The following is a 26,332-nucleotide window of genomic DNA, read 5'->3' on the forward strand; positions in this document are numbered from 1 at the left end:
CGCATCAGCGGCGCGGTGACGAGGCGCGAGACGGCTGTGCCGGCAGCTCGGATGTGTGGGCGGGCCGGGCCAGCGGGACGAAGGCGATCAGGATCGCCGTGGCCGCGAACGGCAGGAGGTCCAGGTCGACGGGGATCGCCAGGAAGCCGGCCAGGAACAGGGCGGGGCTCCACCAAGGGAGGCGGCGCGCCGCGGCCAGCTGGGCCATCAGGACGACGATGCCGAGGCCGAACAGGGCCGGGCCGGTCGTCTCCAGCGCGTCCGGCAGTGGGGCCCGCTCGCTGAAGGTGTCGAACAAGTCGCCGGTGATCACCCACAGGAAGCAGCCCACCCCGAAGACCGCCGCGGCGGCGGCCACGGACGCGACGACCGTACTGGTCCGGCTTCGGGGATTCCGCGCCGCGATGAGCTGACGCATCTGAACGGCCAGGATGGCGAAAAGGACCATGGCGGCGAAGAAGGCGGCGTGGCCGATGTCCCACGCCGGGCCGTTGCCGCGGTCGCCGTCCCAACCGTCCACCCACCGCAGCAGGCCGTAGCAGAGCATCAGCAGGGGAGCGACGACCGCCATCAATCTCATGCACGGAGCGTAGGAATCAGCCGGCGCCGGCCGGAATCGGTGGCATCCCGGCCTTGCCCCCTAGGGGCACGGACGGCCGGCGGGGTTGCCGCCGGCCGTCCGCGTTGTGGGAGTTGGGATCAGGAGAGCGGGCAGGTGCTGCGGTATTCCTGGATCGACAGGCCGGTCGGGCCGGGGCAGATGAACTGGTCGTAGCGGGTGTCGTTGTCGACGAAGCGCTTCAGCCAGGCCACCGCGAGCCGGGCGGTCGGGGTGTTCACCGACTGCGGGAAGAAGTGACTGGCGTTGTTGAGTTCCAGGTACGCCTTCTCGGAGCCGGAGTTGAGGCTGCTGTAGAACAGCTCCGAGTGCGTGGCGACCGGGGCGACCGTGTCGGACTCGCCGCCGACGATCAGGGTCGGTACGCGGTTGCTCGACCACGACTTCGTCAGGTTCCACGGAGCGAGCGGGACGGCCGCCTGCAACGACGGCCGGTCACGGGCGGCCTCGAGGCTTCCGCCGCCGCCCATGGAGTGGCCGGCGACGGCGAGCCGGGACGAGTCGATGCGGTTGCGCACCGAGCTCGACCGGGTGAGGTAGTCCAGGGCCGCCAGCAGTTGGTCGCCGCGCTGGGCGGGCTGGTCGAGCAGGGTGTTGGTCTCGATGCCGATCACCACGAAGCCGTGCGAGGCGATGCGCGGGCCGAGCCAGGCCAGGCTGGACCAGGTGGCGGTGAAGCCGGGCGAGATCGCGACGGCGCCGAAGGTGCCCTCGCTGGTGGTGGTCGGGTAGTAGATGACGCCGCCGCCGAAGCCGGAGACGAGCGACGAGACATTTTCGGTGGCGACCGAGTACGGGCCACGGCTGGCGTCGAGCGCCGCGAGCGTCGGGTTCGGGCCACGCTCGTACGGGTTGTCGGCCGCCTGAGCCGGCGCGACGCCGACCGTGACCGACAGCGCCACGGCGGTGGCCGCGGCGGCGAGAACCTTGCGAAGGTGATGCATCGGACGCGCTCCTCGGGGGTAGGAGATTGATGGCGGTCAGTTTTTGCCGCTTCGGGCCGGTCGCGCATCGGCGAAATCACCGGCGTTGGCAACCGCCCGTTAACGAGCGCGAAATTTCATCAACCGAAAAGGGCTTCCCCGGCGCCGCCCGGATCGACAGACTCGCCGCATGCTTAATGCACCGGTAGTGCATGAAGTTGCCCTGGTCGGCCGTGACGCCGACCTGTCCGCGATTGGCGGCCTGCTCCAAGGAGCGGCCGAGGGCCGGGGCGCGGCATTGGTGCTCGCCGCGGGCCCGGGCGAGGGCCGCACTGCGCTTCTCAGCGCAGCCGCCGCCGGCTGGGCCGACGGTGCCGGCAGAGCGGTCGGCGCTGGCAGAGCTTCGGGGTGGCTCGTGATTTCGGTTCCGGGGCACGCGGACGAGTCCGAGGTCGCCTACGGCGGGCTCGAACGGCTGCTGGGGCCGCTCGCCGGGTTCTTGCCGGAGTTGCCGGCGCAGTGGCGGGAGCCGCTGCTGTCGGTGGCGGGCGGGCGTGATCCGGAAGCCGGGCCGTTGCCGCTGTGCCTGGCGGTCGTGGCTCTGCTGCGCCGGGCGGCCGTGGAGCGGCCCGTGCTGTGCCTGTTCGACGACGCCGACCTGCTGGATCGGCCGAGCTGGCAGGTGATCCGGCTGGCCGCGCGGCGCGTCGGCGGTACGGCCGTGGCGCTGCTCGCCTCGGTCACGGCGAGTGCCGCCGGGCACGCGGCCGCGGCGGGGCTGCCGATGCGGCGGCTGCGGCCGCTCGACGAGGACGCGTGCCGGGAACTGCTGCGGCGACTGGCCCCGGACATCACCGACGACGTGGTCGCCGGGTTGCTCGACCTCGCCTGTGCGAACCCGGCGGCGTTGACCGACCTGGCGGCCGGGCTGACTCCGGAGCAGCGCCGCGGTTATGCCGCCCTGCCCGCCGGGCTTCCTCCGGGCAGCGGGCTTCGCCGGCGCCTCCACTCCGGCTTGTCGGCTTTGCCGCGGCCCACGCGCACCCTGCTCCTGCTGGCCGCGACCGACCCGGAGGCCCGCCCGGTCGACCTACTGGCCGCAGCGGCCCGAATGGATACGGCACGCGGGAGTGCGGCGGGCCGGGAAGCCGAGCGGAACGGGGAAGTCGCCGCTCAGACGGATGCGGCGCGAGAGCGCCCGCGAGCGGCTCGCAGGGGTGGCAATCAGCAGGGCGGGCAGCAGGGCGGGGTGGAGGCTCTGTTGTCCGATTTGGATCTCGCCGAGCGGGCCGGGCTCGTCGTGGTCGGGGAGGACGGGGTCAGGTTCACGCCGGGGGTTGCGCGGTCGGTGGTCTGTGAGGAGGAGCCGCTGGGGCGGCGGCGTGCGGCGCATCTGGCTCTGGCCGGGGTTCTCGGGGCGGGCGGGCGCCGGCTTTCCGCACTTCTGCATCTGGCGGCGGTGGCCACCGGGCCCGATGACGAGCTCGCGCGGGAACTGATGGTGGCGGCGGAGGAAGCGCCGCCCGTCGCCGCCGCCGGGGCGCAGCGGCGGGCGGCTGAGCTCAGCGGGTCGGCCGGTGAGGCGGCTACGGCTCTGCTCGCCGCCGCGCGGTCGTTGATGGCCGCTGGGCGTACCCATGAAGCTGGTCTTCTCGTGCGGCGGGCCGGGAATTTGCGGGGGAGTGCGATCGTCCGGGCGCGGGCGCGCGGCGTACTCGCCGAAATCAATCTGCGTCAGGCGCCGGCCGCCGCTCAGGAGGTGCTGCTCGAGGTCGCGGATGAGCTGATGAAGCCGGATCCGGGCGGGGCACTGGAGGCTCTTCTCCTGGCGGGGGAGGCGTGCAGCCGTACGGGCGAACCTGGGCGTTATCCGGAATTGGCTCGGCAGGTCGCCGAGTGTCTCGGCGACGGGCGGACTGCGGTGGCCGAATCGGGAGGCGGTGTCGCCCGGGCGGGCCGGGGAACGGTCGAGCCTCAGGCGATGACGCCCGACGAGGCGATGGCGCTGCATCAGGTCGTGGGGGTGGCCGACCTGATGACGGGTGCGGAGGACGCCGCCTTCGGGCATCTGCGGGAAGTGCTCCGGCTGGCCGAGGGGACCGCCGATCCGGCCGGGTTGATTCGGGCCGCCAACACGGGACTTCTGCTGGGGCAGGACAAGCGTGCGGCGCGGCTCGCCGGGCGGGCCGCCGGTCTCGCCCGGGAGTCCGGCACCCACGCTCTGGTGCCGGCGGCGCTGGAGGTTGCCGCCTTCGCCGATCTGGCCGCCGGGCGGTACGACCTGGCGACCGCCTCGGCGCTGGACGGGGCGGCGATCGCGCGCGGGGCGGGGCGGCCCGATCTGGCCGACACCCACCTGGCCTTGCTCGGGCTGTTGGCCGCCTTTGTCGGGGACCGGGAGTCCGCTGTCGAACGCCTGGCGGCCGCCCGGCGCGCGGACGCGGAGGTTCGTGGTCTGAGTGACTGGGCGGAAGCCCTGCTCGATCTTGTCGCGGGGCAGCCGGCGTCGGCGTCGGAGAGGCTGGCCGGCATCTTCTCCAGTGGCTCCCTGATTCTGCGGGTGGCCGTCACGCCGCATCTGCTGGAGGCGTCGGCGCACCTCGGTGTCGAGGGGGTCACGGGATCCGCCGTCTTCGACGAGTGGGCGGGGCGGACCCGGCAGAGCGGCTGGCTCGCCCTGCGGTCGCGGTGCCGGGCGCTGACCACCGGCGACTACGACGCCGCCGAGGACCACTTCCGGGAGGCGCTCGGGTGGCACGAGCGCGACGACAGTCCGGGCTTCGCCCGGGCCCACACCGAGTTGCTGTACGGGCGTCACCTGCGCCGCCGGCGCCGGCCGGCCGAGGCCCGCGACCACCTGCGCCGGGCCGTCGACACCTTCCACCGGCTGGACGCGCGGCCCTGGTCCGAGCAGGCGATGCGGGAGCTGCGGGCGGCGGGGGCCAAGGTCGACCCCATCGGCCGTACGCCGTTGACGGCCCAGCAGGAGCGGATCGCCGGCCTGGTCGCCGAGGGCGCGACCAACCGTGAGGTCGCCCGGCAACTGCATCTGAGCCCGCGCACCATCGACCATCACCTGCGCAACGTGTTCGCCCGCCTCGGCGTACGGTCCCGAACCGAACTCGCCCGCCTGCTGGCCGCCGGCTGAAAAGGCCGCCGGCCGAAACGTGCGCCGGCTGAAAGCGGGCGGATGACGAGACGTCAAAACGGGAAGATCGCAAATGGGCCGAAGGGCAGACCTGGCGGGCCCGATCGGCCGGAAGGTAACGGGACAGCGACGATAGTTTTCGACGCCGACCCGCCCGAATTTTCGGAACGGGAGGATCGACGTCGATCTCAACAGGGTCAGGCCTTGCGGACCTCGACCGGCGTCACGAGGCGGCGGTCGCGGCCGACCTCACGCACCGGGCCGGTCAGTGTCACCCTGCCGCGGCAGGGCAGGTTCCCCGCCGACGTGCCGACCATGACCTCGATGTCGCCGGGCTCGACGATGGTCGTCAGGTCGCGGCCGGTGTACGCCGTCCGGTCGGTGTGCACCGTGAACTCGACGTCCTTGGCCTCGCCGGCCTCCAGCGGCACCCGGGCGAAGCCGGTCAGCTGCTTCACCGGCCGCGTGACCTGCCCGATCGGGTCGTGCAGGTAGAGCTGGACGACCTCGTCGCCGGCCCGTTCGCCGGTGTTGCGTACCCGGGCCGTCACCGTGAACTCGCCGTCGGTCGCCACCGACTCCGCGCTGATCCGCAGGTCGTCGACCTCGAACGTGGTGTACGAGCGGCCGTGCCCGAACGGGAACAGCGGCGTCGGGTCGAGGTTGCTGACCCCCGTGTTCTCCGCCCCCAGCGCCGGCTGCAGGTACGTGCCGGGCTGCCCGCCCGGGTGGCGCGGGATCTGCACCGGCAGCTTGGCGCCCGGCTGGACCCGGCCCGAGAGCACGCCGGCGACCGCCGAGGCGCCCTCCTCGCCCGGCATGAACGCCTGCACCAGGCCGGCCGTGCGGCCGGCGATGCCGCCCAGCGCGTACGGCCGCCCGCTGACCACCACGACCACCACCGGCGTGCCGGTGGCCAGCAGCGCCTCGATCAGGTCGCCCTGGACGCCGGGCAGGCGCAGGTCCTCGGCGTCGCAGCCCTCGCCCGAGGTGCCGTGCCCGAACAGACCGGCCAGGTCACCGACCATCGCCACCACCACGTCCGCCGAGCCGGCCGCGGCCACCGCCTCGTCGAAGCCGGAGCGGTCCTCGCTGTTGACGTCGCAGCCCCGGGCGTACGACACCTCGGCGAACTCGGACCGAAGCGCTTCGACGGCCGTGGGAACGTCGACGCCGAGCCCGATGCCGGGGTAGCGGGGCAGCACGTGGTTGGGGAACGCGTAGCAGCCCATGAACGTGCGGGCGTCGTCCGCCGCCGGCCCGACCACGGCGATCCGGCTCGAGGCGGGCAGCGGCAACGCCGTACCCGGGTCGAGCAGGATGACCGATTTCTCGGCCATCTCCCGCGCGAGTGCCCTATTTGAAGACGAGTCAAGCTGGACATCTCCGGCGGTGGCGACAGACGACGCGGGCGTCCAGTCCGGATCCAGCAGGCCGAGGGCGATCTTCTGGGTGAGCAGCCGCCGGGCCGCCTGGTCGATCACCGACTCGGGCACCCGGGAGATCAGGTCGGCCGAGAAGCCCAGCGTGTCCGGCAGTTCGACGTCGATGCCGGCGGTCAGCGCCAGTGCGCCGGCCTCGGCCTCGTCGGCCGCGATGTGGTGGGTCGAGGCCAGGAACGGCACGGCCCAGTAGTCCGAGACCACCGTGCCGGTGAAGCCCCACTTCTCCCGCAGCACCGTGGTGAGCAGCCACGGGTCGGCGCCGGCGGGAACGCCGTCGACGTCGGAGTAACTGTTCATCACCGACCGGGCGCCGCCCTCGCGGATCGCCGTCTCGAAGGTCGGCAGGATGACGTCGAGCAGCTCGCGCCGGCCCATCGACACCGGGCCGTGGTTGCGGGCGCCGCGCGAGGCCGAGTAGCCCGCGAAGTGCTTGAGGGTGGCGATCACCCCGGCGCTCTCGAGGCCCCGCACGTAGCCCGCGCCGAGCAGCGCGACCAGGTACGGGTCCTCGCCGATGGTCTCCTCGACCCGGCCCCAGCGGTAGTCGCGCACGACGTCGAGCACCGGGGACAGGCCCTGGTGCACGCCGAGGGCGGCCATGTCGCGGCCGATCGCGGCGGCCATCCGCTCGACCAGCGAGGGGTCGAAGGTGGCGCCCCAGGCGATGGCGGCGGGATAGACCGTTGCGCCGAAGGCGGTGAAGCCGGTCAGGCATTCCTCGTGGACCAGGGCGGGGATGCCGAGGCGGGAGTTGGCGAGGACGATCTGCTGTTGACGGACCAGCTCGGCGGCGCCCTCGGCCGGCGTGAGCGGCTTGCTGCCGTACACGCGGGTGAGATGTCCCAGGCCCTGCCGGCTGGCCTCCTCGAGGGAGATGGTGCCGGATGCGGCGAAGACGTCCTGCATGGGAGCGACGTTGAGGGTCTCCTCCGGGTCGGTCTCCTGCTCGTCCTGCATGTCGTTGCCGAGCCAGCGGCTGCCCAGCTGGCCGACCTTCTCTTCGATGGTCATGGCGGCCAGCAGGGCCTCGACACGGTCAGCGACGGGGAGCGCCGGATCCTGCCATCGATGTTCTACGGTCACGGCGCGACTCCTCAGAGGTTCCGAAACTTTCAGTATTTTTACAGCGCGAACTTTCGGTGCTGGGTGATCTTAGGTTGCCCCCTGATGGCAGGGTGAGACGGCGTCCACTTTTGCCGTGGGAGCGCGACCACGGCAAGACCCTTGACATGATCACCCTGAAACCCTACGTTAACGAAACCTCACGTTAACTTGCGGTCGTCGTACGAAAGTTGCAGTCTCTGTGACGCGCACGACCACCCCATCCGAGCGGCAATAAACAAATACGGAGATCAGCGTGATCAATAGGCGTAACTTCCTCGGCCTGGCCGCGGGTGCAGCTGGTGCCGCGGCTCTGGCGGCTTGTGGCAGCGACGGCCCGCAGGACAAGAGCGGCGGTTCGAGCAGCGGCGGTGGTGGCGGCGCGGCCTCCTACTGGTCGCTGAGCGGCGAGCCCGGTGAGCCGATCCGCACGGCGGCGATCGAGCGGTTCAACAAGGCCAACCCGGACACCAAGATCACCCCCACGTTCTTCCAGAACGACGCCTACAAGCAGAAGATCAAGACGGCGCTCGGCGCCAACCAGGGCCCGACGATGATCTGGGGCTGGGGTGGCGGTGGCCTCAAGGAATACGTGTCCTCCAACCAGGTCGAGGACCTGACCGACTGGCTCGGCCAGAACGCCGCCGTCAAGGACAAGATCCTCCCGTCCTCGTTCGGCGCGGCCACGGTCAACGGCAAGATCTACGCGCTGCCGGTCGAGACCGTGCAGCCGATCGTCCTGTTCTACAACAAGAAGGTCTTCGAGCGCGTCGGCGTCCAGCCCCCGAAGACGTGGGGCGAGATCATGGCGCTGGTCCCGAAGTTCAACGAGAAGAAGATCGCCCCGTTCTCGCTCGGCGGCCAGTCCCGCTGGACGAACATGATGTGGCTCGAGTTCCTGCTCGACCGTACGGCCGGCTCCGAGGTCTTCGACCGGGTCTTCGCCGGCGAGAAGGGCGCCTGGTCCGACCCGGCCGTGCTGGACATGCTCACCAAGATCCAGGATCTGGTGAAGGCCAACGGCTTCCAGAAGGGCTTCTCGTCGACCACGGCCGACTCGAACGCCGACCAGGCCCTGCTCTACACCGGCAAGGCCGCGATGATGCTGCACGGCTCCTGGTCCTACGGCATCCAGAAGGCCGACGGCGGCAACTTCGTCAAGGACGGCGGCCTGGGCTGGATGAACTTCCCGACGGTCGAGGGCGGCAAGGGCGACCCGAGCAACACGGTCGGCAACCCGGGTCAGTACCTCTCGATCTCCTCCAAGGCCACGCCCGAGGCCAAGGAGATCGCCAAGAAGTTCTTCTCGACCACGCTGGTCGACGACGACGAGAAGGCCGGCTGGGTCAAGTCCGGCGGCGTGCCGGTTCTGAAGAACAGCGACAGCCTGTTCACGGGCGACGACGCGGCGTTCCTCAAGGACATGTCGGCGATCGCCGGAGGTGCGAAGGTCTTCGCCCAGTCCTGGGACCAGGCCCTGAGCCCGACCGCTGCCGAGACCCTGCTGGACAACATCGCGAAGCTGTTCCAGCTCCAGGTCACCCCGCAGCAGTGGGTCGACGCCATGAACGGAGTCATCGGCAAGTGACCACCATCGCTCCGCCCGTCGTACGGACGAAAGGCAGTTCCTCCTCCAGCGGCGGGCGGAGCGGCTCCGGCTCCGTCACCTGGATGGCACTGCCGGCGTTCGTCTGGTTCGTACTTTTCGGCATCATCCCGCTGTTCGGCGTGCTGTTCCTGAGCTTCACCACCTGGAACGGCATCGGCGACATCGAGGTCACCGGCCTGACCAGCTGGAAGGCCGCGCTCCAGGACCCGGGTCTGCCGCACGCCCTCTGGGTCACCTTCGTGATCATGGCGTTGTCGTGGCTCGTGCAGACTCCGATGTCGATTCTGCTCGGCACGTTCCTGGCCACCAGCAAGCGGTATCGCGAGCTGCTCGCGGTGCTGTTCTTCATCCCGCTGCTGCTGAGCTCGGCCGCCATCGCCATCACCTTCAAGGCGCTGCTCGACCCGAACTTCGGTCTCGGCGCCGGCCTCGGCATCGACGCGCTCAACCAGGACTGGCTGGGCAACTCGACACTCGCCGTGGCCACCCTGATCTTCATCGTGTCGTGGCAGTTCATCCCGTTCCACACGCTGATCTACCAAGGCGCGGTACGGCAGATCCCGACCAGCATGTACGAGGCGTCCCAGATCGACGGCGCCGGCCGGATGCGGCAGTTCTTCTCGATCACGCTGCCCCAGCTGAAGTACACGCTCATCACCTCGTCGACGCTGATGGTGGTCGGCTCGCTGCTCTTCTTCGACCTGATCTACCTGCTCACCGGCGGCGGCCCCGGCGACTCGACCCGGACCCTCGCGCTGGAGATGTACCAGACGGGCTTCCAGGCCAACCTGATGGGCCCGGCCAGCGCCATCGCCGTCATCCTGGTCTTCGTCGGACTCGTCCTGTCGTTGCTGTTCCGGCGACTCGGCGGCCGTGCCGACGAGAGCCAGCTGGAAGGAGTCTGAGTTGTCGACCATCACCGAGCGGACTCCGGCCACGACCGTCACCGGCACGCCCGGCCCTCGCGCCAGGAAGAGCCGGTTCCGCGGCTACAACTGGTTCGGCGGCTCGCTGAGCTGGCTCTGGCTCTTCGTCGTGATGCTGCCGATCTACTGGATCGTCATCACCAGCTTCAAGACCCAGGACACGTACTTCATCACCAACCCGCTGGCTCCGCCGACCGACCTGACGTTCGAGAACTACAAAGCGGTCATCGAGGCTGACTTCGTCCGGTACTTCTTCAACAGCGTGGTCATCACGGTCGGCGCGGTCGTCCCGGCCGTCGCGGTCAGCTTCATGGCCGGCTATGCGATCGTGCGGGGCGCCGGCAACCGCACGCTCAAGGCGATGAACTGGGTCTTCCTGACCGGTCTGGCCATCCCGCTCCAGGCGGTGATCATCCCGGTCTACCTGATCATCATCAGGCTCAAGCTGTACGACACCCTGCTCGCGATCATCCTGCCGTCGATCGCGTTCGCCATCCCGCTGTCCGTGATCGTGCTGTCGAACTTCATCCGGGACGTCCCGAAGGAGCTCTTCGAGTCGATGCGGATGGACGGCGCCTCCGAGTGGGGCACCATGTGGCGGCTCGCGCTCCCGCTGACCCGGCCCGCCCTGGTCACGGTGACGATCTACAGCGCGCTGAACATCTGGAACGGCTTCCTGCTTCCGCTGGTGCTCACCCAGAGCCCCGATCAGCGCGCGATCCCGCTGGCGCTGGCCAACTTCCAGGGCCAGTTCGGCATCAACGTGCCCGCCATCGCCGCCTCGGTCACGCTGACCACCGTCCCGATCGTGATTCTGTACGCGATCGGCCGGCGCCAGCTGCTCAGCGGTCTAACGGCCGGCTTCGGCAAGTAGGGGAGCGGTACTCTCCCGGACCACCATCTCGGTGGCCAGCTCCACCCGGGGAGTCTCGATGGGCTCGCCGCGCGACAACCGCAGGACGGTACGCGCGGCGAGCCCGCCCATGTCCGCCAGGGGCTGCCGCACGGTCGTCAGCGGCGGCGACGACCAGCGCGCCTCCGGCAGGTCGTCGAAACCGACGATGCTCAGATCGTCCGGCACCCGCAGCCCGCGCAGGCGCGCCGCCTCATAGACGCCCAGCGCCATCTGATCGCTCGACGCGAAGATCGCGGTCGGCCGGTCCTCTTTGCTCAGCAGCCGCTCGGCCGCCGCGAAGCCCGACTCGTGGTTGAAGTCGCCCGGCTCGATGATCTTGCGGTCGACCCGCAGCCCGGCCGACTCCAGCGCGGCCCGGTAGCCGTCCATCCGCGCGCGGCTGCACAGCAGGTTGCGCGGACCCTCGATCAGGCCGATCCGCTTGTGTCCCAAAGAGATCAGATGCTCGGTGGCGCTGCGGCCGCCGGCCCAGTTCGTGGCGCCGATCGTCGGCACGTCGGCGGCCGCGCCGCCGGCCGGGTCGATGATGACCATCGGCACGTTCAGCCGGTGCAGCTCCGTGCTCACCGGGCCGGCCCCGTCGGAGATCACCAGGATCACGCCGTCGGACTGCCGGGACCGCAGGTTCTGCAACCACTGCCGGGTCGACGCGGTCCGCCGGTGCACGGCCGAGATGACAGTGCCGACGCCGGCGGCGTGCGTGACCTCCTCGACGCCGCGGATCAGCTCGACCGCCCACGGACTGTCCAGATCGTGGAACACCAGGTCGATCAGCCCGGCCCGCAGCGGCTGCCGAGAGTTACGAGGCCGGTAGTCGTGCTCCCGGAGAAGGTGTTCGATCCGGTCGCGCGTCTCCGGCGACACGTCGGTGCGCCCGTTGAGCACGCGCGACACCGTAGGAACGGAGACCCCCGCGGCCTCCGCGATGGTCGCGATCGTCACCCGTCGCCCGCCCACGGCCATCCGTCTCTCCTCTTATGCTCGAACCCGGCTTCGAAACTTTCGACTCCGAGTGCCGGAAGTATTGCACATTCCGAAGCCGTTGGAAGCATCCGCGCAGGTCTGAGCGCGCACACAGTGGGGTATATCGACCCGCATGCCCCTCATTACCGGTCGCTACCGGCTGGACGAGTCCCTCGGACAGGGCGGCATGGGCCGTGTCTGGCGTGCCCGCGACGAGGTCCTCCAGCGCGACGTCGCCATCAAGGAACTCCTCCAGGAAGGCGACGCGGAGCATCGCCGGCTGCTGCGCGAGGCGCGGGCCGCGGCCCGGCTGGGACACCCGAACGTGGTCCAGGTCTTCGACGTCCTCGAGGTCGACGGCCACGCCTGGATCGTCATGGAGTACGTGCCGTCGCGCTCCCTGCAGGAGGCGATGCGCGACGAGGGCCCGCTGGATCCGCGGCGGGTCGCCCGGATCGGCCTGGAACTGCTGTCCGCGCTGCGGGCCGCGCACAAGGCGGGCGTCGCCCACCGCGACGTCAAGCCGGCGAACGTCCTGCTGGCCGACGACGGCCGCGTCCTGCTGACCGATTTCGGCATCGCCACCATCGAGGGCGACGCCGCGGTGAGCACGTCCGACGTGCTGATCGGCTCGCCCGAGTACATGTCACCCGAACGGGCCAGGACGGGCGTGGCTGGTCTCGCCTCGGACCTGTGGTCGCTCGGCGCGACCCTCTACGCGGCGGTCGAGGGCCAGTCGCCGTTCCACCGCACGTCGGCCATCGCCACCCTGACCGCGCTCGCCGCCGACGAGCCCGATCCGCCGCGCCGCGCGGGTCCACTCGAGCCGCTGCTGACCGGCCTGCTGCGCAAGGATCCGGCGGAGAGAATCGGCGCGACCGAGGCGGAACACCTGCTGCGTGCGGCGGCTTCCGGTTCCTACGGTCATGCTTCGGTTGTACGCAGGGACGACTCACCCGACGGCACCATCCCCGCGACCGGCTCGCCGGCGGAGAGCGACGCCCCGGCCTCACCGCCGAAGCTCCCGCTTCCCGCCCCCTCCACCCCAGCTGAGCGTCTTTCGAACGCTGAGCCCGCACCCTCCACCCCCACGTCTCCCGCCCCGGACGACGAGCCGCCGGACGACGAGCCGCCGGGTGACGTGCGGCCGGGTGACTCGCCGCTGGGTGCGGAGGTATTGGAGCGTGGGCCGGGGGCGGCTCGTGGGTCGCGGCGGACGCGGATCGGGCTGGCCGCCGCCGTCGCTGTTCTGCTGCTGGCGGGTGTCGTCTGGATGGTCGTCCGGGCCGGAGCCGATTCCACCGGGGACGGGACGACCGCGGAGGCGCCGCCGGTCGCCGCCACCACTCCCGCGACGGGCGGCCCCGCGTCGGCCGGCCCGACCGGGTCCGCCTCGGCCCCGGCGTCGCCCACCGCGGCCTCGCCGAGCGCGGTCGCCTCCCGTACCTCTGCCGCGCCGCCCACCAGCGCGCCCGCCGCCCCCGGATCGGGGTCCGGCCTGCCGGCGCTCCCGGACGGCTGGCGGGATTACCGGGACCCGACCGGTTTCGCCGTCTACGTGCCCGAGGGCTGGACCCGTTCCCAGGAGAAGACGATGGTCTACTTCCGGGACAGCTCCACCGGCCGCGTCCTCGGCATCGACCAGACCCGCAAGCCCGAACCCGACCCGGTGGCCGACTGGCGGGGCAAGGCCGACTACCGGGTCTCAGCCGGCGACTTCCCCTCCTACCGTGAGATCCACATCAGGGAGGTCGACTACTTCCGCAAGGCAGCCGACTGGGAGTTCACCTTCACCCGCAAGGGTGTCCGCCAGCACGTCAACAACCGCGGCGTCATCACCGCCACCACCCAGGCCTACGGGTTCTACTGGCAGACCCGGGACGCCGACTGGCAGCGCTACCGCGGCGACCTCCAACTGGTCTTCGACAGTTTCCGCCCCGCCCGCCGCTGAGGCTTCACCGGCCGGCCAGGAAGTCCTCCGGCCGCAGGGACATGGCGAACGGTTTCGCCGCCGACAGCACGTCGCCGGAGATCGCCGTGGCCTGCCGCGAGTAGTGCCCGTGACTGAGCCGGAACAGCTGGATCCGAATCACGTCGGGTGTGGGCCGGTGCGGTTCCACCAGCAGGTACCAGGGGATGTAGGCGGCCGCGTACCGGATCTGCAGCCCACGGTCGGTCAGCGCGTTCTCGGGCGCGATCTCCGCGATGAGCACGACGTCGGTGCTGTCGATGACCAGCCCCGGCTGCGGATCCCGCGTCACCACGATGTCCGGGACGACGATGCGGTCGATGTCGAGCCGTACGTTGACGGACGCGGCGACCCGGAATCCGGCCGCCGCCACCGCCGTCCGCAGCGCTCCCACGAGAAGCCATGACATCTCCTGGTGGGGCCAGCTCGGCGCCGGGCTGGGCCGCAATCGCCCATCCATCAACTCGATCCGGCGCGCGGGCTCGTAGATGGCCAGGTACTCGGCCTCGGTCAGGGGCATCATGGCCGCTCAGAAGTCGAGCAGAGCGGTCGTGTCCACCTCGATGGGGAACGGCCGTTCGGAGCGGAGGGTATCGCCGTGCTCGGCGACGGAGGTCTCGTCGTACTCGCCGCCCCGGCGATGGAGCAGTCGTAGTACGACGCCGGTGACGCAGCTAGGCGAAACGATCTCCACGACCATCTCGATCTTCGACGCCTCCACGGTGATGCCCTGCCGATCTATGGCTCCGACCACGACGTCAGGGATCAAAATCCTGCCCGTGGCCAGCCGAACATTGTTCGCCGAGACGACGTTCAAGTTCGCGGCCAGTGCCGCCGGGTGCAAAAGGCGGACGAGGATGTCCGATATGCGTTGGTGTGCGATGTTCCCGGCCGGGCTCACCCAGAGCCCCCCGTCGACTAGCTCGATGCGACTAGATGTCTCGCCGAGCGCGAGGTACTCCGCCTCCGTCCAGGGCTCAGGGTGATCGAAAGTGGCCTCGGTCATGGGCAAAGTGTCGCATGTGCTCATGGTCGAAATAGTCACACGACCAGTAGTGATGAAGCAACTGGTCCCATGACGCCCGTTCGAGTGATGCGTCGCCGGTCACAGCGGTGAATTCCGGGCGATTGCCCGCGTAGTGGGGGGCATGACTGAGCCGTTTGTTACGCCGTTCGACGGCAGCACCACCGCGGACGAGGTGCTGAAGGGTGTCTACCTCGCGGGGCGCCGGTACATCGTGACCGGTGGGGCCTCCGGCATCGGGATGGCGACCGCCCAGGCGCTGACCCGAGCCGGGGCCGAGGTCATCGTGGCGACGCGGCGGCCCGCCGGGCGTGAGCGGGAGCTCGACCTGAGCGATCTCGACTCGGTGCGAGCTTTCGTCCACGGCTGGGACGGACCGCTGAACGGGATCGTCGCCGGCGGCGGGGTGATGGCGTTGCCCACCCGCGAGACCGCGAAGAACGGGTGGGAGATGCAGCTCGCCACCAACTTCCTCGGGCACTTCGCCTTGGTGACCGGCCTGCACGAGAACCTGCGCGCGGCGGGGGAGTCCCGCGTCGTCGTGGTGAGCTCGGGCATCCAGGCCAAGGGCGGGTTCGACTTCGACGACCCGCAATTCGAGCGGCAGCCGTACGACCCGTGGAAGGCCTACCGGAACTCGAAGGTGGCCGGGAGTCTGTTCGCGGTGGCGCTCGCCCGGCGCTGGGCGGCCGACGGGGTGCTCGCCAACACGGCCGACCCGGGGTACGTGGCCACGAACCTGCAACGCCACCTCGACGAGGACACGTTGCGCGCGTTCGGGATGGCCGGTGACAACCCCCGGCTGCCGGACTACTTCTCCACCCCGGATCAGGCGGCGGCGACCAACGTCCTGCTGGCCGCCTACCCGCTGCCGAAGGAGGTCAGCGGGCGGTACTTCATCTACTGTCAGGAGGCCGAGCGGGTCCCGGGCGGGCCGGAGGCCAGCGGCGGCGTGGCCCCGTGGTCGCTCGACCCGGCCGCGGCCGACCGCCTGTGGGAGCTCGCGGAGAACGCCCTCTAACGCGGGACGGCCTGGGCCGGGGCGCGGGCGGCCTCGGCCAGGCGGGCCGCGACCGCGGCGTGGTCGCCGGTGATCAGGCCGACGGTCACGCGCAGGTGGGGTGTGGCGGGGCCGGCCGTGAAGGCGGCGCCGGCCGCCGCGGCGATGCCGGCGCTGGCCAGGGAGATCAGGGCGGCCTGTTCGTCGGCGACCGGCAGCCAGAGGTTCAGGCCGTCGCCCGGTGGCAGGCCCAGGTGGTCCTCGACCGGGCGGCGCCGGGCCGCGTACTCCGAGCGGGCCTGGGCGACCGCGGCGATCGAGGCCGGGTCGGTGAGCAGGGTCAGCAGCAGGTGCTGCAGCAGGCGGCTCGTCCAGCCCTGTCCGAGCAGGCGGCGTTCCAGGATCGGGTCGAGGACGGCGGCGGGGGCGCCGACCGCGGCCAGGCGCAGGTCGGGGCCGTGCGACTTCGAGAAGCTGCGGACGTGGACCGTCTGCCGGGGCAGGTGTGAGCCGAGCGAGAACAGCTCCGCCGAGGACACGTCTCCGGCGGAGTCGTCCTCCACGGCGTACACCCCGGGGGTCTCCGCAAGCACCGCGGCGAGGGACGCGGCCCGCGAGCCGGACCACGACGCACCCGTGGGGTTGTGGGCGCGAGGTTGCAGGAAGACGGCGGCGGGCCGCTGAGCGAGGGCCGCGGCCAGCTCCTCCGGGCGCATGCCGGCGGCGTCGGTGCCGGCGCCGATGACCTGCACCCCGAGGGCGTCGAGCAGGTCGAGCAGGGGCGGGAAGCACGGGTTCTCGACGACGGCGCGGTCGCCGAGGCGCAGCAGGGACGAGGCGATGTGGTCGATCGCGTCCATGGCGCCGTCGAAGATGGCCAGCCGTTCGGGCGGATAGGGCCAGCTCGCGCGCAACAGCGCGGCCAGCGCGGGCAGGACCGGCTCGTCGAGATAGCTGGTCGGCGCGGGGGACAGGCCCGCCAAAGGCGGCAACACCGGCAGAAGCGACGGATCGGGTACGCCGGTGGAGAGGTCCAGCGGAAATCCGGAGCTCCCGCGCAGCGCGGCCCGGTAGCGACCCGGTCCACTGAGCCGATCCTCGGCGACGATGGTGCCGCGACGTCCGTCGGTCCGGATGGTTCCCGACCGGCGCAGGAGCTGCCAGGCTGCGCTGACCGTGGTCGGCGACATCTGCAGGGCCGCGGCCACCTTGCGTACCGGGGGAAGCCGGGCTCCTGGAGTTAAGGCCCCGTCACCCACGGCGCGGCCGATCGCCTCGGCCAGCCCTCGCGCGGAGACAGCGACCAAGCGATGTTTCACCTCATCGAACAATGCTCTAGTCCGTTCAAGGGTGGTGGGCGGGGCGGTTGGATGGACTTTGTGACAGTACGATTTGGCCATTGTTCGGTCCAGAGGTGTTACGTAATCTCCGCTCATGATTCGTATCGCGCACTGGATCGGAGGCGCCGAGCGCGCCGGCACGTCCGGCCGGGTCGGCCCGGTCTTCAACCCCGCCACCGGCGAGCAGACGGCCGAGGTCGACCTCGCCTCGGCCGCCGAGGTCGCCGAGGCCGTCGCCGCCGCGAAGGACGCCGCCAAGGACTGGCGTACGGCCTCGCTCTCGAAGCGCTCGGCCGTCCTGTTCACGTTCCGCGAACTGCTCGCCGCGCACTCGGGCGACCTCGCCGCGATCATCACCAGCGAGCACGGCAAGGTCCTGTCCGACGCCGCCGGTGAGGTGGCCCGCGGCCTGGAGAACGCCGAGTTCGCCACCGGCATCCCGCACCTGATGAAGGGCTCCTTCTCGGAGCAGGCGGCCACCGGCGTCGACGTCTACTCGATCCGCCAGCCGCTCGGTGTCGTCGCCGGCATCACCCCGTTCAACTTCCCGGCCATGGTGCCGCTGTGGATGTGCACCACGGCCATCGCCGCCGGCAACGCCTTCGTGCTCAAGCCGAGCGAGAAGGACCCGTCGGCCGCGCTGTTCCTGGCCAAGCTGTGGAAACAGGCAGGGCTGCCGGACGGCGTCTTCACCGTCGTCAACGGTGACGCGGAGGCGGTCAACGCCCTGCTCACGCACCCGGACATCGCCGCGGTGAGCTTCGTCGGCTCGACGCCCATCGCCAAGTACATCTACGAGACCGGCACCAGCCAGGGCAAGCGCGTGCAGGCCCTGGGCGGCGCCAAGAACCACATGATCGTGCTGCCGGATGCCGAGATCGACGCGGCCGCCGACGCCGCGGTGAACGCCGCCTACGGCTCGGCCGGCGAGCGCTGCATGGCCGTCTCGGTGGTGGTGGCGGTCGGCGACGCGGCCGACCCGCTGGTCGACGCGATCGCGGCCCGGCTGCCCAAGCTCAAGATCGGCGCCGGTACCGACCCCGAGTCGCAGATGGGCCCGCTGATCAGCGCCCAGCACCGGGACAAGGTGGCGGGCTACGTGACCCGGGGCGTCGAGGCGGGCGCGACGGTGATCGCCGACGGCCGCGAGGCGGACGTGCCGGGCGACGGCTACTTCCTCGGTGTCACGCTGCTCGACAACGTCACGCCGGACATGGAGGTCTACACCGACGAGATCTTCGGGCCGGTGCTCTGTGTGGTCCGCGCGAAGACGTACACCGAAGCTGTTGAATTGATCAACAATAATGAGTACGGCAACGGCACCGCCATCTTCACGCGGGACGGCGGCGCGGCCCGGCAGTTCCAGTTCGACGTGAACGCGGGCATGGTCGGCGTCAACGTGCCGATCCCGGTGCCGGTCGCCTACTACTCGTTCGGCGGGTGGAAGGCGTCGCTCTTCGGCGACACCCACATGTACGGGCCGGACGGCATCCACTTCTTCACCCGTTCCAAGGTGGTGACGTCCCGGTGGCCCGACCCGGGAACGTCCTCCATCGACCTCGGCTTCCCCACGAACCGATGACCGCCGAGCTTGTCCGCGCGGACGACCGCGCCCACGTCTTCCACTCCTGGTCCGCGCAGGGGCTCATCAACCCCATGCCGGTCGCGGGCGCTTCCGGCTCCTACTTCTGGGACTACGAGAACACGAGATATCTGGACTTCTCGTCGCAGCTGGTCAATGTCAACATCGGACACCAGCACCCCCGGCTGGTGGCGGCGATCCAGGAGCAGGCGGCCACACTCTGCACGATCCAGCCCGCCTTCGCCAACGACAAGCGCGGCGAGGCGGCCCGGCTGATCAGCGAGCTCGCCCCCGGCCCGCTCAACAAGGTGTTCTTCACCAACGGCGGCGCCGAGGCCAACGAGAACGCCGTGCGCCTGGCCCGCGGCCACACCGGCCGGCACAAGGTGCTGTCGATGTACCGCAGCTACCACGGCTCGACCTCCACCGCGATCACCGCGACCGGCGACCCGCGGCGCTGGGCCAACGAGCCCACCGCGATCGGCGTCGTGCACTTCTGGGGCCCGTACCCGTACCGCTCGCCCTTCTACTCCTCGACACCCGAGGAGGAGACGTCCCGGGCCCTCGCGCACCTGCGGGACACGATCGTCTTCGAGGGCGCGTCGACCGTCGCCGCCGTCCTCGTCGAAACCGTGGTCGGCACCAACGGCATCCTCGTGCCGCCGCCCGGCTACCTGGCCGGCGTACGGGCGCTCTGCGACGAGTTCGGGATCGTCTTCATCGCCGACGAGGTGATGGCCGGTTTCGGCCGGTGCGGCGAGTGGTTCGCGGTCGACCGCTGGGGCGTCACACCCGACCTGATCACCTTCGCCAAGGGGGTCAACTCGGGCTATCTGCCGCTCGGTGGCGTGGTCATCTCGGACGAGATCGCCGAGACGTTCCGCGAGCGCCCGTTCCCGGGCGGCCTGACCTACTCGGGGCACCCGCTCGCCTGCGCCTCCGCGGTCGCCTCGATCGAGATCTTCAAGGAGGAGGGGATCGTCGAGCATGCCCGCGCCATCGGCGACGACGTGATCGCGCCCGGGCTGGCCGCGCTGGCCGCCAAGCACCCGAGCATCGGCGAGGTCCGTGGCCTGGGCGTCTTCTGGGCGATCGAGCTCGTCCGGGATCGGGAGACCCGGGAGCCGCTGGTGCCGTTCAACGCGACCGGCGCGGCGGCCGCCCCGATGAACGAGCTTGCCGCGGCCTGCAAGGAGCGAGGTCTCTGGCCGTTCACCCACTTCAACCGGGTGCACGTCGCGCCGCCGTGCACGGTGAGCGTGGCGGAGGTTGAAGAGGGTCTTTCGATCCTCGACGAGGCGCTCTCGGTGGCCGACAGGTATTGCCGAGGCTAACCCCGGATTACGTAGCTTTATCGGCCGCGGAACCACGATTTCCGTTTCAGGCTTGGAAATTACTTCGGATTCCCTTGTCTTCAGTCCGCCGCATGTGTCAAGGTCCCTCACGTCGATTCGTGTGGGAGCTGTCACAGCGCCTTTCCCGGAGGTCTTATTCAGTGAGCGCCGCTCTGCCCGTTCTGCGCAACTTCGTCGGTGGGACCCACACCGGCAACGTTGACGGGGTCACCTCCCAGGTGATCGACCCCAGCACCGGGGAGGCATACGCGCTCGCGCCGGTCTCCTCGGCCCAGGACGTCGACGCGGCCATGGCCGCCGCCGGCAAGGGATTCGAGATCTGGCGGGACGCCACCCCGGCCGAACGGCAGCGGGCCCTGCTGAAGATCGCCGACGCCGTGGAGGCGCGGGCCGATGAACTGATCGCCGCCGAGTGCCGCAACACCGGCAAGCCGGTCGAGGCCACCCGGCAGGAGGAGATCGGCCCGATGGTCGACGAGCTGCGCTTCTTCGCGGGCGCGGCGCGCAACCTGGAAGGCAAGTCCGCGGGGGAGTATCTGCGCGACCACACGTCGTACGTGCGGCGCGAGCCGATCGGCGTGTGCGCGCAGATCACCCCGTGGAACTATCCGATGGTCATGGCCGTGTGGAAGTTCGCGCCGGCCGTCGCGGCCGGCAACGCGGTCGTCCTCAAGCCCTCCGACACCACCCCGGTCAGCACCCTGCTGCTGGCCGAGATCGCCGCCGAGTTCCTGCCGCCGGGCGTGCTCAACGTGGTCTGCGGCGACCGGGACACCGGCCGGGCCGTGGTCGCCCACCCCACCCCGCAGCTGGTCTCGATCACCGGCTCGACCCGGGCCGGCATGGAGGTCGCGGTCTCGGCCGCGGCCGACCTCAAGCGGGCCCACCTCGAGCTGGGCGGCAAGGCCCCGGTCATCGTCTTCGACGACGCCGACATCGAGGCCACCGCGGCCGCCATCGCCGGCGCCGGCTACTTCAACGCCGGACAGGACTGCACGGCGGCCACCCGCGTGCTGGTGCAGGGACGGATCGCGAGCGACTTCACCGCCGCGCTGGCCCAGGCCGCGCGCGACACCAAGGTCGGCGCCCCGTCCGACCCCGGCGCGTTCTTCGGCCCGGTCAACAACGCCGGCCAGCTGGCCCGGGTCCAGGGCTTCCTCGACCGTACGCCCGAGCACGCCTCGATCGTGGCCGGCGGCAAGCGCGTCGGCGACCGCGGGTACTTCCTCGAGCCGACTGTCGTGTCTGGACTGAAGCAGCGTGATGAGATGATCCAGGACGAGGTTTTCGGCCCGGTCATCACCGTTCAGGAGTTCGACGACGAGGACAACGCCGTCCGCTGGGCGAACGACGTGCGATTCGGCCTGAGCGCCAGCGTCTGGACGCAGAACCACGGCCGTGCCATGCGCGTCTCGCGGCGTCTCGACTTCGGCGCCGTCTGGATCAACACCCACCTGCCCTTCGTCTCGGAGATGCCGCACGGCGGCTTCGGGCACTCGGGCTACGGCAAGGACCTATCCATGTACGGGTTCGAGGAGTACACCCGAATCAAGCACGTCATGAGCTATCTGGGCTGACTTTCTCCACCGCACCAAACGCCACCCCACCGCGAAGAGGAACGCCATGACCACCCCCCAGCACAGCGTGGCCCGTCCCCGGGCGACAGCGCCCGCGGCCGGCACGCCGGCGATCGAGTTCGCCGGCGTGCTCAAGAACTATCTGTCGCACGGCGAGACCGTTCCCGCGGTCAAGCGGACCGACCTGGCGATCGCCCAGGGTGAGTTCTTCTCGCTGCTGGGCCCGTCCGGGTGCGGCAAGACCACGACGATGCGCATGATCGCCGGCTTCGAGGAGCCGACCGCCGGCACGGTGTTCCTCGACGGCAAGGACGTCACCCGGGTCTCGGCCAACAAGCGCGACGTCAACATGGTGTTCCAGTCGTACGCGCTCTTCCCGCACCTGAACACGTACCAGAACGTGGCTTTCGGCCTGGAACGGAAGAAGACCGGCAAGGACGAGATCAAGCGCCGGGTCGGCGAGATCCTCGAGATCGTGTCGCTGACCGGCATGGAGAAGCGCTCGCCGCGGGAGATGTCCGGCGGCCAGCAGCAGCGCGTGGCGCTGGCCCGGGCCCTGGTCAACCGCCCGCGGGCGCTGCTGCTGGACGAGCCGCTGGGCGCGCTCGACCTCAAGCTGCGCCAGCAGATGCAGATCGAGCTCAAGCGCATCCAGCGCGAGGTCGGCATCACCTTCGTCTACGTCACCCACGACCAGGGCGAGGCACTGACCATGTCGGACCGCATCGCGGTCATGCACGCGGGCGTCATCGAGCAGCTGGGCTCGCCGCGGGAGATCTACGAGAAGCCCGCCACCCGGTTCGTGGCCGGCTTCATCGGCACCTCGAACATCGTCGACGGCCGCGTGGATCGTGTCGAGAATGGACTGGGGCTGCTCTCGTACACGGCTCAGGACCGGGTCGTCGTGCCGGTGGAGGGTCAGGTGGGCCCGGGGGACCAGGTCGAGGTATCGGTCCGGCCCGAGAAGATCGACCTACACCGTGGCGTCCCGCCGGTGACGGCGACCGGCGGCAGTGTGCTCTCCGGCACAGTCACCGAAGTCGTTTATCACGGAACCTCAACGAATTACACCGTAGCCACAGCGGCCGGTGCGGACTTTACTGTCTTCGATCAAAATGCCTCCAACGCCGACGATCTTGCCGATCGCGGCGACCGCGTCTATCTGACCTGGGCCCCCCAGCATTCATACATGATCGGAGTCTGATATGTCCGCGCCGAACTTTTCCGACCCCTCCCTGCTCCGCGGTCTCACCAGCCGGCGGCTCGGGCGTCGTGACGCGCTGAAGCTCTCCGGTCTGGCCGCCTCCGGCGCCGCCCTGGCCGCCTGCGGGGTGCAGGGCAAGGGCACGTCGAACTCGGCGAGCGCCGCCCCCGACGCCGTGGCGCAGTTCTGGAACGGCAAGGTCAAGAACAACAAGCTCCGCTTCGCGGGCTGGCCGCTCTACATGGACCCGAAGCAGCCCGAGCTCAAGGCGTTCACCGCCAAGACCGGCATCACGGTCAAGTACGACGAGGTCATCCAGGAGATGGGCCCCTGGTTCGCCAAGGTGCAGCCGCAGCTCTCGGCCGGTCAGTCCATCGACTACGACCTGATGGTCATCACCAACAGCTTCCAGTTCACGCAGTTCCGCGACTCGGGCTTCCTGGCCCCCCTCGACTTGGCGAAGCTGCCGAACTTCACCAAGAACGCCGGCGAGGCGTACAAGAAGGAGGCGTTCGACCCGGGCAACCAGTACAGCATCCCGTGGGCCTCCGGCATGACCGGCATCGCCTACGACCGGTCGAAGACCAAGCGGGACATCACCAAGCTCTCCGACCTGTGGGACCCGGCCTTCAAAGGCAAGATCGGGATGTTCTCCGACATTCAGGAGCTCGGCAACTTCGGCCTGCTGGCGATCGGGGCCGACCCGGCCAAGTCCACGGCCGAGGACTGGCAGAAGGCGGCGGCCAAGCTGAAGGAGCAGAAGCCCCTCGTCCGCAAGTACTACGACCAGAGCTACGTCGAGGCCCTCGGCAACGGCGATGTCTGGATCACTCAGGCCTGGTCGGGCGACATCTTCCAGAAGAATCTCTCCGACGGCAGCGACTTCCGGTTCGTGATCCCCGAGGAGGGCGGCACGATCTGGACCGACAACATGACCATCCCGGTCACGGCCGAGAACCCGGTCGACGCCCTCATGCTGATGGACTACTTCTACGAGGTTCCGACCGCGGCGTCGCTGGCCAACTACATCAACTACGTGTGCCCGGTACCGGGCGCCCAGGCCCAGATGCGTGCCGACGCCGGCAAGCTGACCGGCGAGGACAAGGACGCGGCGCTGGCCGTCGCCAACAGCAAGCTCGTGTTCCCGACCGCCGCCGAGTACGCCAAGCTGCACTACTACGTGGCGTTCGAGTCGGTCGCCGAGCAGCAGAAGTTCCAGAAGACCTTCGAACCTATCGTGCTGGGATGACATGAAAAACCGCGTAAAACGGCAGCTCGCGCCCTATCTGCTGGTTCTTCCCGGCGGAATCTGGCTGTTGATTTTCTTCGCGGTGCCGATGGTCACGATGTTGTCGCTCTCCCTCCAGGAGGGCGACATCGTGAACGGTTACCGCTTCACCGGCCACTGGCAGACCTATGTGGACGCGATCACGTCGTACCAGACGCAGATCTTCCGTTCGCTGATCTACGGCGCCGTCGCGACCATCATCCTGATCGCGCTGGCCTTCCCGGTGGCGTACTGGATCGCCTTCCACGGCGGCAAGCGCAAGTCGACGTACCTCTTCCTGCTGCTCCTGCCGTTCTTCGTGTCGTTCGTGCTGCGGACGATCTCGTGGGGGCAGATCCTGGCCGACGAGGGCCCGGTGGTCAGCCCGCTTCGTTCGGTGGGCCTGGTCGGCGACTCGTTCCACATCCTGGGTACGTCGTACGCGGTGATCGGCGGCCTGGTCTACAACTTCCTGCCGTTCATGGTGCTGCCGATCTACGTGGCGCTCGAGCGCATCGACCCGCGCGTGGTCGAGGCGGCCCGCGACCTGTACGCCGACCCGGCCACCACGTTCCGCAAGGTGATCTTCCCACTGGCCCTGCCCGGCGTCTTCGCCGGCGTGCTCATGACATTCGTCCCGGCCAGCTCCGACTACGTCAACTCGGCCGTGCTGGGCAGCGCCGGCACCACCATGATCGGCCAGGTCATCCAGGCCCAGTACCTGGTCAACTCCGACTATCCGACGGCCTCGGCGCTCTCGTTCGTGCTGATGGCGGTGCTGCTGATCGGCGTTTTCCTGTACGCCCGGATGCTCGGCACCGAGGACGTCATGAAGGTGGCCGCGCGATGACAACGCTCCTTTCCCGCGAGGCGCCCGCTTCGGCCGCGCCCGCCGTGAAACCGCGGCGGCGCATCACCGGCACCGGCTTCATGCACGCGTACGTCTGGGTGATCATCGCCTGGCTCGTGCTCCCCATCGCGGTCATGATCGCGTTCGGCTTCAACGACACCCCCGGCCGCTACAACCAGGAGTGGGTCGGCTTCACGTTCAAGTGGTACGGCCGCCTGTTCGAACTCTCGAACCTCACCCAGGCCCTGATCAACTCGATCCTCATCGCGATCGTGAGCAGCCTGCTGGCCGCCGCCCTGGGCACCGGCATCGGCTACGCCCTGGGCCGCTACCGCTTCCGAGGCTCCGGCTCCCTCAACCTGATCATGTTCGCCACCATCTCGTCCCCCGAACTGATCATGGGCGCCTCCCTGCTGACCCTGTTCGCCTCCCTCCAGGTGGGCCTGGGCGCGGTCACCATCACCATCGCCCACGTGATGTTCTCCATCTCGTTCGTGGCCACGGTGGTCCGAGCCCGCGTGATGACCCTGGACCGCTCGGTCGAGGAGGCCGCGGCCGACCTGGGAGCAACCCCCTGGGTGACGTTCTGGAAGGTCACCTTCCCGATCATCCTCCCCGCCGTCTTCTCGGGCGTGCTGCTGGCGTTCGCCCTGTCCATCGACGACTTCATCGTCACCAACTTCACGGCCGGCACCACCCAAACGTTCCCGCTGTTCATCTGGGGCGCCACCCGTGTCGGAATCCCACCCCAGGTCAACGTCATGGGCACCCTGATCTTCGCCGTGGGCGTCCTCTTCGCGGTCGTCACGAACATCCGAGCCCGCCGAAACACCAACAAGAACTGACCCACCGTGGGCGGGGGCCCAGCCCTCGCCCACGACCAGCCCCGCCGCCCCTTCCGGATCACCGCCCCGGACCGTTTCGGCCGCGCGGTGTCCTGGCTGCCTTTCGGCCGCCTGGCCTTGCTGCCTTTCGGCCCTTTGGTCCTGCTGCCTTTCGGCCCTTTGGTCCTGCTGCCTTTCGGCCCCTGGTCCTGGCTGCCTTTCTGTCCTCGCGGTCCTGGCTGTCTTTTGGCCCCTACCGGTCCTGGGCACCTTTCGGCCTGCCGGACCTGGGCGCCGCGCCGGCCAGCTGCGAGGCATCCGTCCTTACCTGCCGGATCTGGGAGGGCGCCGCGCGGGCCAGCTGCGCGGGCCTCCATCCTTGGCCCGCCGGAGCGACGTTCCGCCTTACCAACGTTGCGTTCCGCTTGGCCCGCCTGACCTTGGCGCCGCCGTGGCTCTTTCCGCTACAGCCTTGCTGAACCGCCCTTCACGGCATCGCCCTCCCCGCGCCGTTCTTTTGCTGCGCGTTGCCGCCGTAGAAGTCTGTCCGCGCGAGCCCCGTTGCGCGTTGCTGCCGTCGGGTTCTGTTTGCGCGCGGACCTTGTTGCGCGCTGCGGCCGTCGGGTTTTCTCCGTGCGCGGACCTCGATGCGCTGCGGCCGTCGGGTTTCTCCGCGCGCGTACCCGCTGC

General features: G+C 69.8%; 20 protein-coding genes. 13 read left to right on the plus strand and 7 right to left on the minus strand.

Going from position 1 to position 26,332, the window contains the following annotated elements; translation table 11 throughout:
• Positions 1-4: 4 nt before the first annotated feature.
• Both ACGFJ7_RS40005 and ACGFJ7_RS40010 read right to left on the minus strand, forming a co-directional pair.
• Positions 5-580 carry a hypothetical protein gene (locus ACGFJ7_RS40005; protein ID WP_392647165.1) on the minus strand — a complete coding sequence of 192 codons (576 nt, stop codon included), beginning with the start codon at positions 578-580 and terminating at the stop codon, positions 5-7.
• Positions 581-699: 119 nt separating this feature from the next.
• Positions 700-1,563 (minus strand): alpha/beta hydrolase, encoded by an 864-nt coding sequence (locus tag ACGFJ7_RS40010; RefSeq protein ID WP_360254346.1) that lies wholly within the window; start codon positions 1,561-1,563, stop codon positions 700-702.
• Between the two features lie 169 nt (positions 1,564-1,732).
• On the opposite strand from ACGFJ7_RS40010, the gene ACGFJ7_RS40015 reads away from it, so the two are divergent.
• Positions 1,733-4,690, plus strand: a complete 2,958-nt coding sequence (locus tag ACGFJ7_RS40015) for a LuxR C-terminal-related transcriptional regulator (protein WP_392647168.1) — start codon at positions 1,733-1,735, stop codon at positions 4,688-4,690.
• 197 nt (positions 4,691-4,887) lie between these two features.
• On the opposite strand, the gene ACGFJ7_RS40020 is transcribed toward ACGFJ7_RS40015, so the two are convergent.
• Complete coding sequence (locus tag ACGFJ7_RS40020) at positions 4,888-7,218, minus strand: glycoside hydrolase family 3 N-terminal domain-containing protein (protein ID WP_392647171.1); 2,331 nt, start codon at positions 7,216-7,218, stop codon at positions 4,888-4,890.
• Positions 7,219-7,492: 274 nt separating this feature from the next.
• Here ACGFJ7_RS40020 and ACGFJ7_RS40025 point away from each other — a divergent pair, with 274 nt between their 5' ends.
• The 3 genes from ACGFJ7_RS40025 to ACGFJ7_RS40035 are packed head-to-tail and all read left to right on the plus strand — an operon-like array spanning position 7,493 to position 10,645.
• Positions 7,493-8,824: an extracellular solute-binding protein gene (locus ACGFJ7_RS40025; RefSeq protein WP_360254352.1), complete on the plus strand. Its 1,332-nt coding sequence runs from the start codon at positions 7,493-7,495 to the stop codon at positions 8,822-8,824.
• Positions 8,821-9,750, plus strand: a complete 930-nt coding sequence (locus ACGFJ7_RS40030) for a sugar ABC transporter permease (RefSeq protein WP_360254354.1) — start codon at positions 8,821-8,823, stop codon at positions 9,748-9,750. Before ACGFJ7_RS40025 ends, ACGFJ7_RS40030 begins: the two co-directional genes overlap by 4 nt.
• Position 9,751: 1 nt before the next feature.
• The gene (locus tag ACGFJ7_RS40035; protein WP_360254356.1) at positions 9,752-10,645 is read left to right on the plus strand and encodes a carbohydrate ABC transporter permease; all 894 of its coding nucleotides are present in this window, start codon (positions 9,752-9,754) and stop codon (positions 10,643-10,645) included.
• Here ACGFJ7_RS40035 and ACGFJ7_RS40040 read toward each other — a convergent pair.
• On the minus strand, positions 10,622-11,650 hold the full coding sequence (locus ACGFJ7_RS40040; RefSeq protein ID WP_360254358.1) for a LacI family DNA-binding transcriptional regulator: 1,029 nt from the start codon (positions 11,648-11,650) through the stop codon (positions 10,622-10,624). The two genes, ACGFJ7_RS40035 and ACGFJ7_RS40040, sit on opposite strands and share 24 nt — an antisense overlap.
• Before the next feature lie 133 nt (positions 11,651-11,783).
• Here ACGFJ7_RS40040 and ACGFJ7_RS40045 point away from each other — a divergent pair, with 133 nt between their 5' ends.
• Positions 11,784-13,601 (plus strand): protein kinase, encoded by a 1,818-nt coding sequence (locus ACGFJ7_RS40045; protein WP_392647175.1) that lies wholly within the window; start codon positions 11,784-11,786, stop codon positions 13,599-13,601.
• A gap of 4 nt (positions 13,602-13,605) precedes the next feature.
• Here the strand turns inward: ACGFJ7_RS40045 and ACGFJ7_RS40050 are convergent, their stop codons facing one another.
• On the minus strand, positions 13,606-14,142 hold the full coding sequence (locus ACGFJ7_RS40050; protein WP_360254362.1) for a Uma2 family endonuclease: 537 nt from the start codon (positions 14,140-14,142) through the stop codon (positions 13,606-13,608).
• Positions 14,143-14,148: 6 nt separating this feature from the next.
• Positions 14,149-14,625, minus strand: a complete 477-nt coding sequence (locus ACGFJ7_RS40055) for a Uma2 family endonuclease (RefSeq protein WP_392647177.1) — start codon at positions 14,623-14,625, stop codon at positions 14,149-14,151.
• A gap of 142 nt (positions 14,626-14,767) precedes the next feature.
• Here ACGFJ7_RS40055 and ACGFJ7_RS40060 point away from each other — a divergent pair, with 142 nt between their 5' ends.
• Complete coding sequence (locus ACGFJ7_RS40060; protein WP_360254366.1) at positions 14,768-15,664, plus strand: SDR family NAD(P)-dependent oxidoreductase; 897 nt, start codon at positions 14,768-14,770, stop codon at positions 15,662-15,664.
• On the opposite strand, the gene ACGFJ7_RS40065 is transcribed toward ACGFJ7_RS40060, so the two are convergent.
• The gene (locus ACGFJ7_RS40065) at positions 15,661-16,962 is read right to left on the minus strand and encodes an aminotransferase class I/II-fold pyridoxal phosphate-dependent enzyme (protein ID WP_360254368.1); all 1,302 of its coding nucleotides are present in this window, start codon (positions 16,960-16,962) and stop codon (positions 15,661-15,663) included. The genes ACGFJ7_RS40060 and ACGFJ7_RS40065 overlap by 4 nt on opposite strands.
• Before the next feature lie 115 nt (positions 16,963-17,077).
• On the opposite strand from ACGFJ7_RS40065, the gene ACGFJ7_RS40070 reads away from it, so the two are divergent.
• From ACGFJ7_RS40070 to ACGFJ7_RS40100, 7 genes are all read left to right on the plus strand, one after another.
• A complete protein-coding gene (locus tag ACGFJ7_RS40070; RefSeq protein WP_360254370.1) occupies positions 17,078-18,565 on the plus strand; it encodes a CoA-acylating methylmalonate-semialdehyde dehydrogenase in 1,488 nt (495 codons plus the stop codon).
• Positions 18,562-19,899, plus strand: coding sequence for an aspartate aminotransferase family protein (locus ACGFJ7_RS40075; protein ID WP_360254372.1), 1,338 nt, complete (start codon positions 18,562-18,564; stop codon positions 19,897-19,899). Before ACGFJ7_RS40070 ends, ACGFJ7_RS40075 begins: the two co-directional genes overlap by 4 nt.
• A 161-nt stretch (positions 19,900-20,060) precedes the next feature.
• Positions 20,061-21,497, plus strand: a complete 1,437-nt coding sequence (locus ACGFJ7_RS40080; RefSeq protein WP_392647182.1) for an aminobutyraldehyde dehydrogenase — start codon at positions 20,061-20,063, stop codon at positions 21,495-21,497.
• Positions 21,498-21,543: 46 nt separating this feature from the next.
• A complete protein-coding gene (locus tag ACGFJ7_RS40085) occupies positions 21,544-22,701 on the plus strand; it encodes an ABC transporter ATP-binding protein (protein ID WP_360254374.1) in 1,158 nt (385 codons plus the stop codon).
• Position 22,702: 1 nt separating this feature from the next.
• On the plus strand, positions 22,703-23,950 hold the full coding sequence (locus ACGFJ7_RS40090) for a spermidine/putrescine ABC transporter substrate-binding protein (RefSeq protein WP_360254376.1): 1,248 nt from the start codon (positions 22,703-22,705) through the stop codon (positions 23,948-23,950).
• 1 nt (position 23,951) lies between these two features.
• A complete protein-coding gene (locus tag ACGFJ7_RS40095; protein ID WP_360254378.1) occupies positions 23,952-24,818 on the plus strand; it encodes an ABC transporter permease in 867 nt (288 codons plus the stop codon).
• Positions 24,815-25,663 carry an ABC transporter permease gene (locus ACGFJ7_RS40100; RefSeq protein ID WP_360254380.1) on the plus strand — a complete coding sequence of 283 codons (849 nt, stop codon included), beginning with the start codon at positions 24,815-24,817 and terminating at the stop codon, positions 25,661-25,663. The genes ACGFJ7_RS40095 and ACGFJ7_RS40100 overlap by 4 nt, the downstream gene beginning before the upstream one ends.
• Positions 25,664-26,332: the final 669 nt, after the last annotated feature.

It is taken from the genome of Actinoplanes sp. NPDC048988, assembly GCF_043197815.1.
Lineage (GTDB): Bacteria > Actinomycetota > Actinomycetes > Mycobacteriales > Micromonosporaceae > Actinoplanes.

Bases quoted from the DNA above. Each gene is read 5' to 3' on its own strand.
- ACGFJ7_RS40060 (WP_360254366.1), top strand. From the start codon at position 14,768: ATGACTGAGCCGTTTGTTACGCCGTTCGACGGCAGCACCACCGCGGAC.
- ACGFJ7_RS40095 (WP_360254378.1), top strand. From the start codon at position 23,952: ATGAAAAACCGCGTAAAACGGCAGCTCGCGCCCTATCTGCTGGTTCTT.
- ACGFJ7_RS40050 (WP_360254362.1), bottom strand. From the start codon at position 14,142: ATGATGCCCCTGACCGAGGCCGAGTACCTGGCCATCTACGAGCCCGCG.
- ACGFJ7_RS40070 (WP_360254370.1), top strand. From the start codon at position 17,078: ATGATTCGTATCGCGCACTGGATCGGAGGCGCCGAGCGCGCCGGCACG.
- ACGFJ7_RS40085 (WP_360254374.1), top strand. From the start codon at position 21,544: ATGACCACCCCCCAGCACAGCGTGGCCCGTCCCCGGGCGACAGCGCCC.
- ACGFJ7_RS40010 (WP_360254346.1), bottom strand. From the start codon at position 1,563: ATGCATCACCTTCGCAAGGTTCTCGCCGCCGCGGCCACCGCCGTGGCG.
- ACGFJ7_RS40075 (WP_360254372.1), top strand. From the start codon at position 18,562: ATGACCGCCGAGCTTGTCCGCGCGGACGACCGCGCCCACGTCTTCCAC.
- ACGFJ7_RS40055 (WP_392647177.1), bottom strand. From the start codon at position 14,625: ATGACCGAGGCCACTTTCGATCACCCTGAGCCCTGGACGGAGGCGGAG.
- ACGFJ7_RS40045 (WP_392647175.1), top strand. From the start codon at position 11,784: ATGCCCCTCATTACCGGTCGCTACCGGCTGGACGAGTCCCTCGGACAG.
- ACGFJ7_RS40100 (WP_360254380.1), top strand. From the start codon at position 24,815: ATGACAACGCTCCTTTCCCGCGAGGCGCCCGCTTCGGCCGCGCCCGCC.
- ACGFJ7_RS40005 (WP_392647165.1), bottom strand. From the start codon at position 580: ATGAGATTGATGGCGGTCGTCGCTCCCCTGCTGATGCTCTGCTACGGC.
- ACGFJ7_RS40090 (WP_360254376.1), top strand. From the start codon at position 22,703: ATGTCCGCGCCGAACTTTTCCGACCCCTCCCTGCTCCGCGGTCTCACC.
- ACGFJ7_RS40015 (WP_392647168.1), top strand. From the start codon at position 1,733: ATGCTTAATGCACCGGTAGTGCATGAAGTTGCCCTGGTCGGCCGTGAC.
- ACGFJ7_RS40040 (WP_360254358.1), bottom strand. From the start codon at position 11,650: ATGGCCGTGGGCGGGCGACGGGTGACGATCGCGACCATCGCGGAGGCC.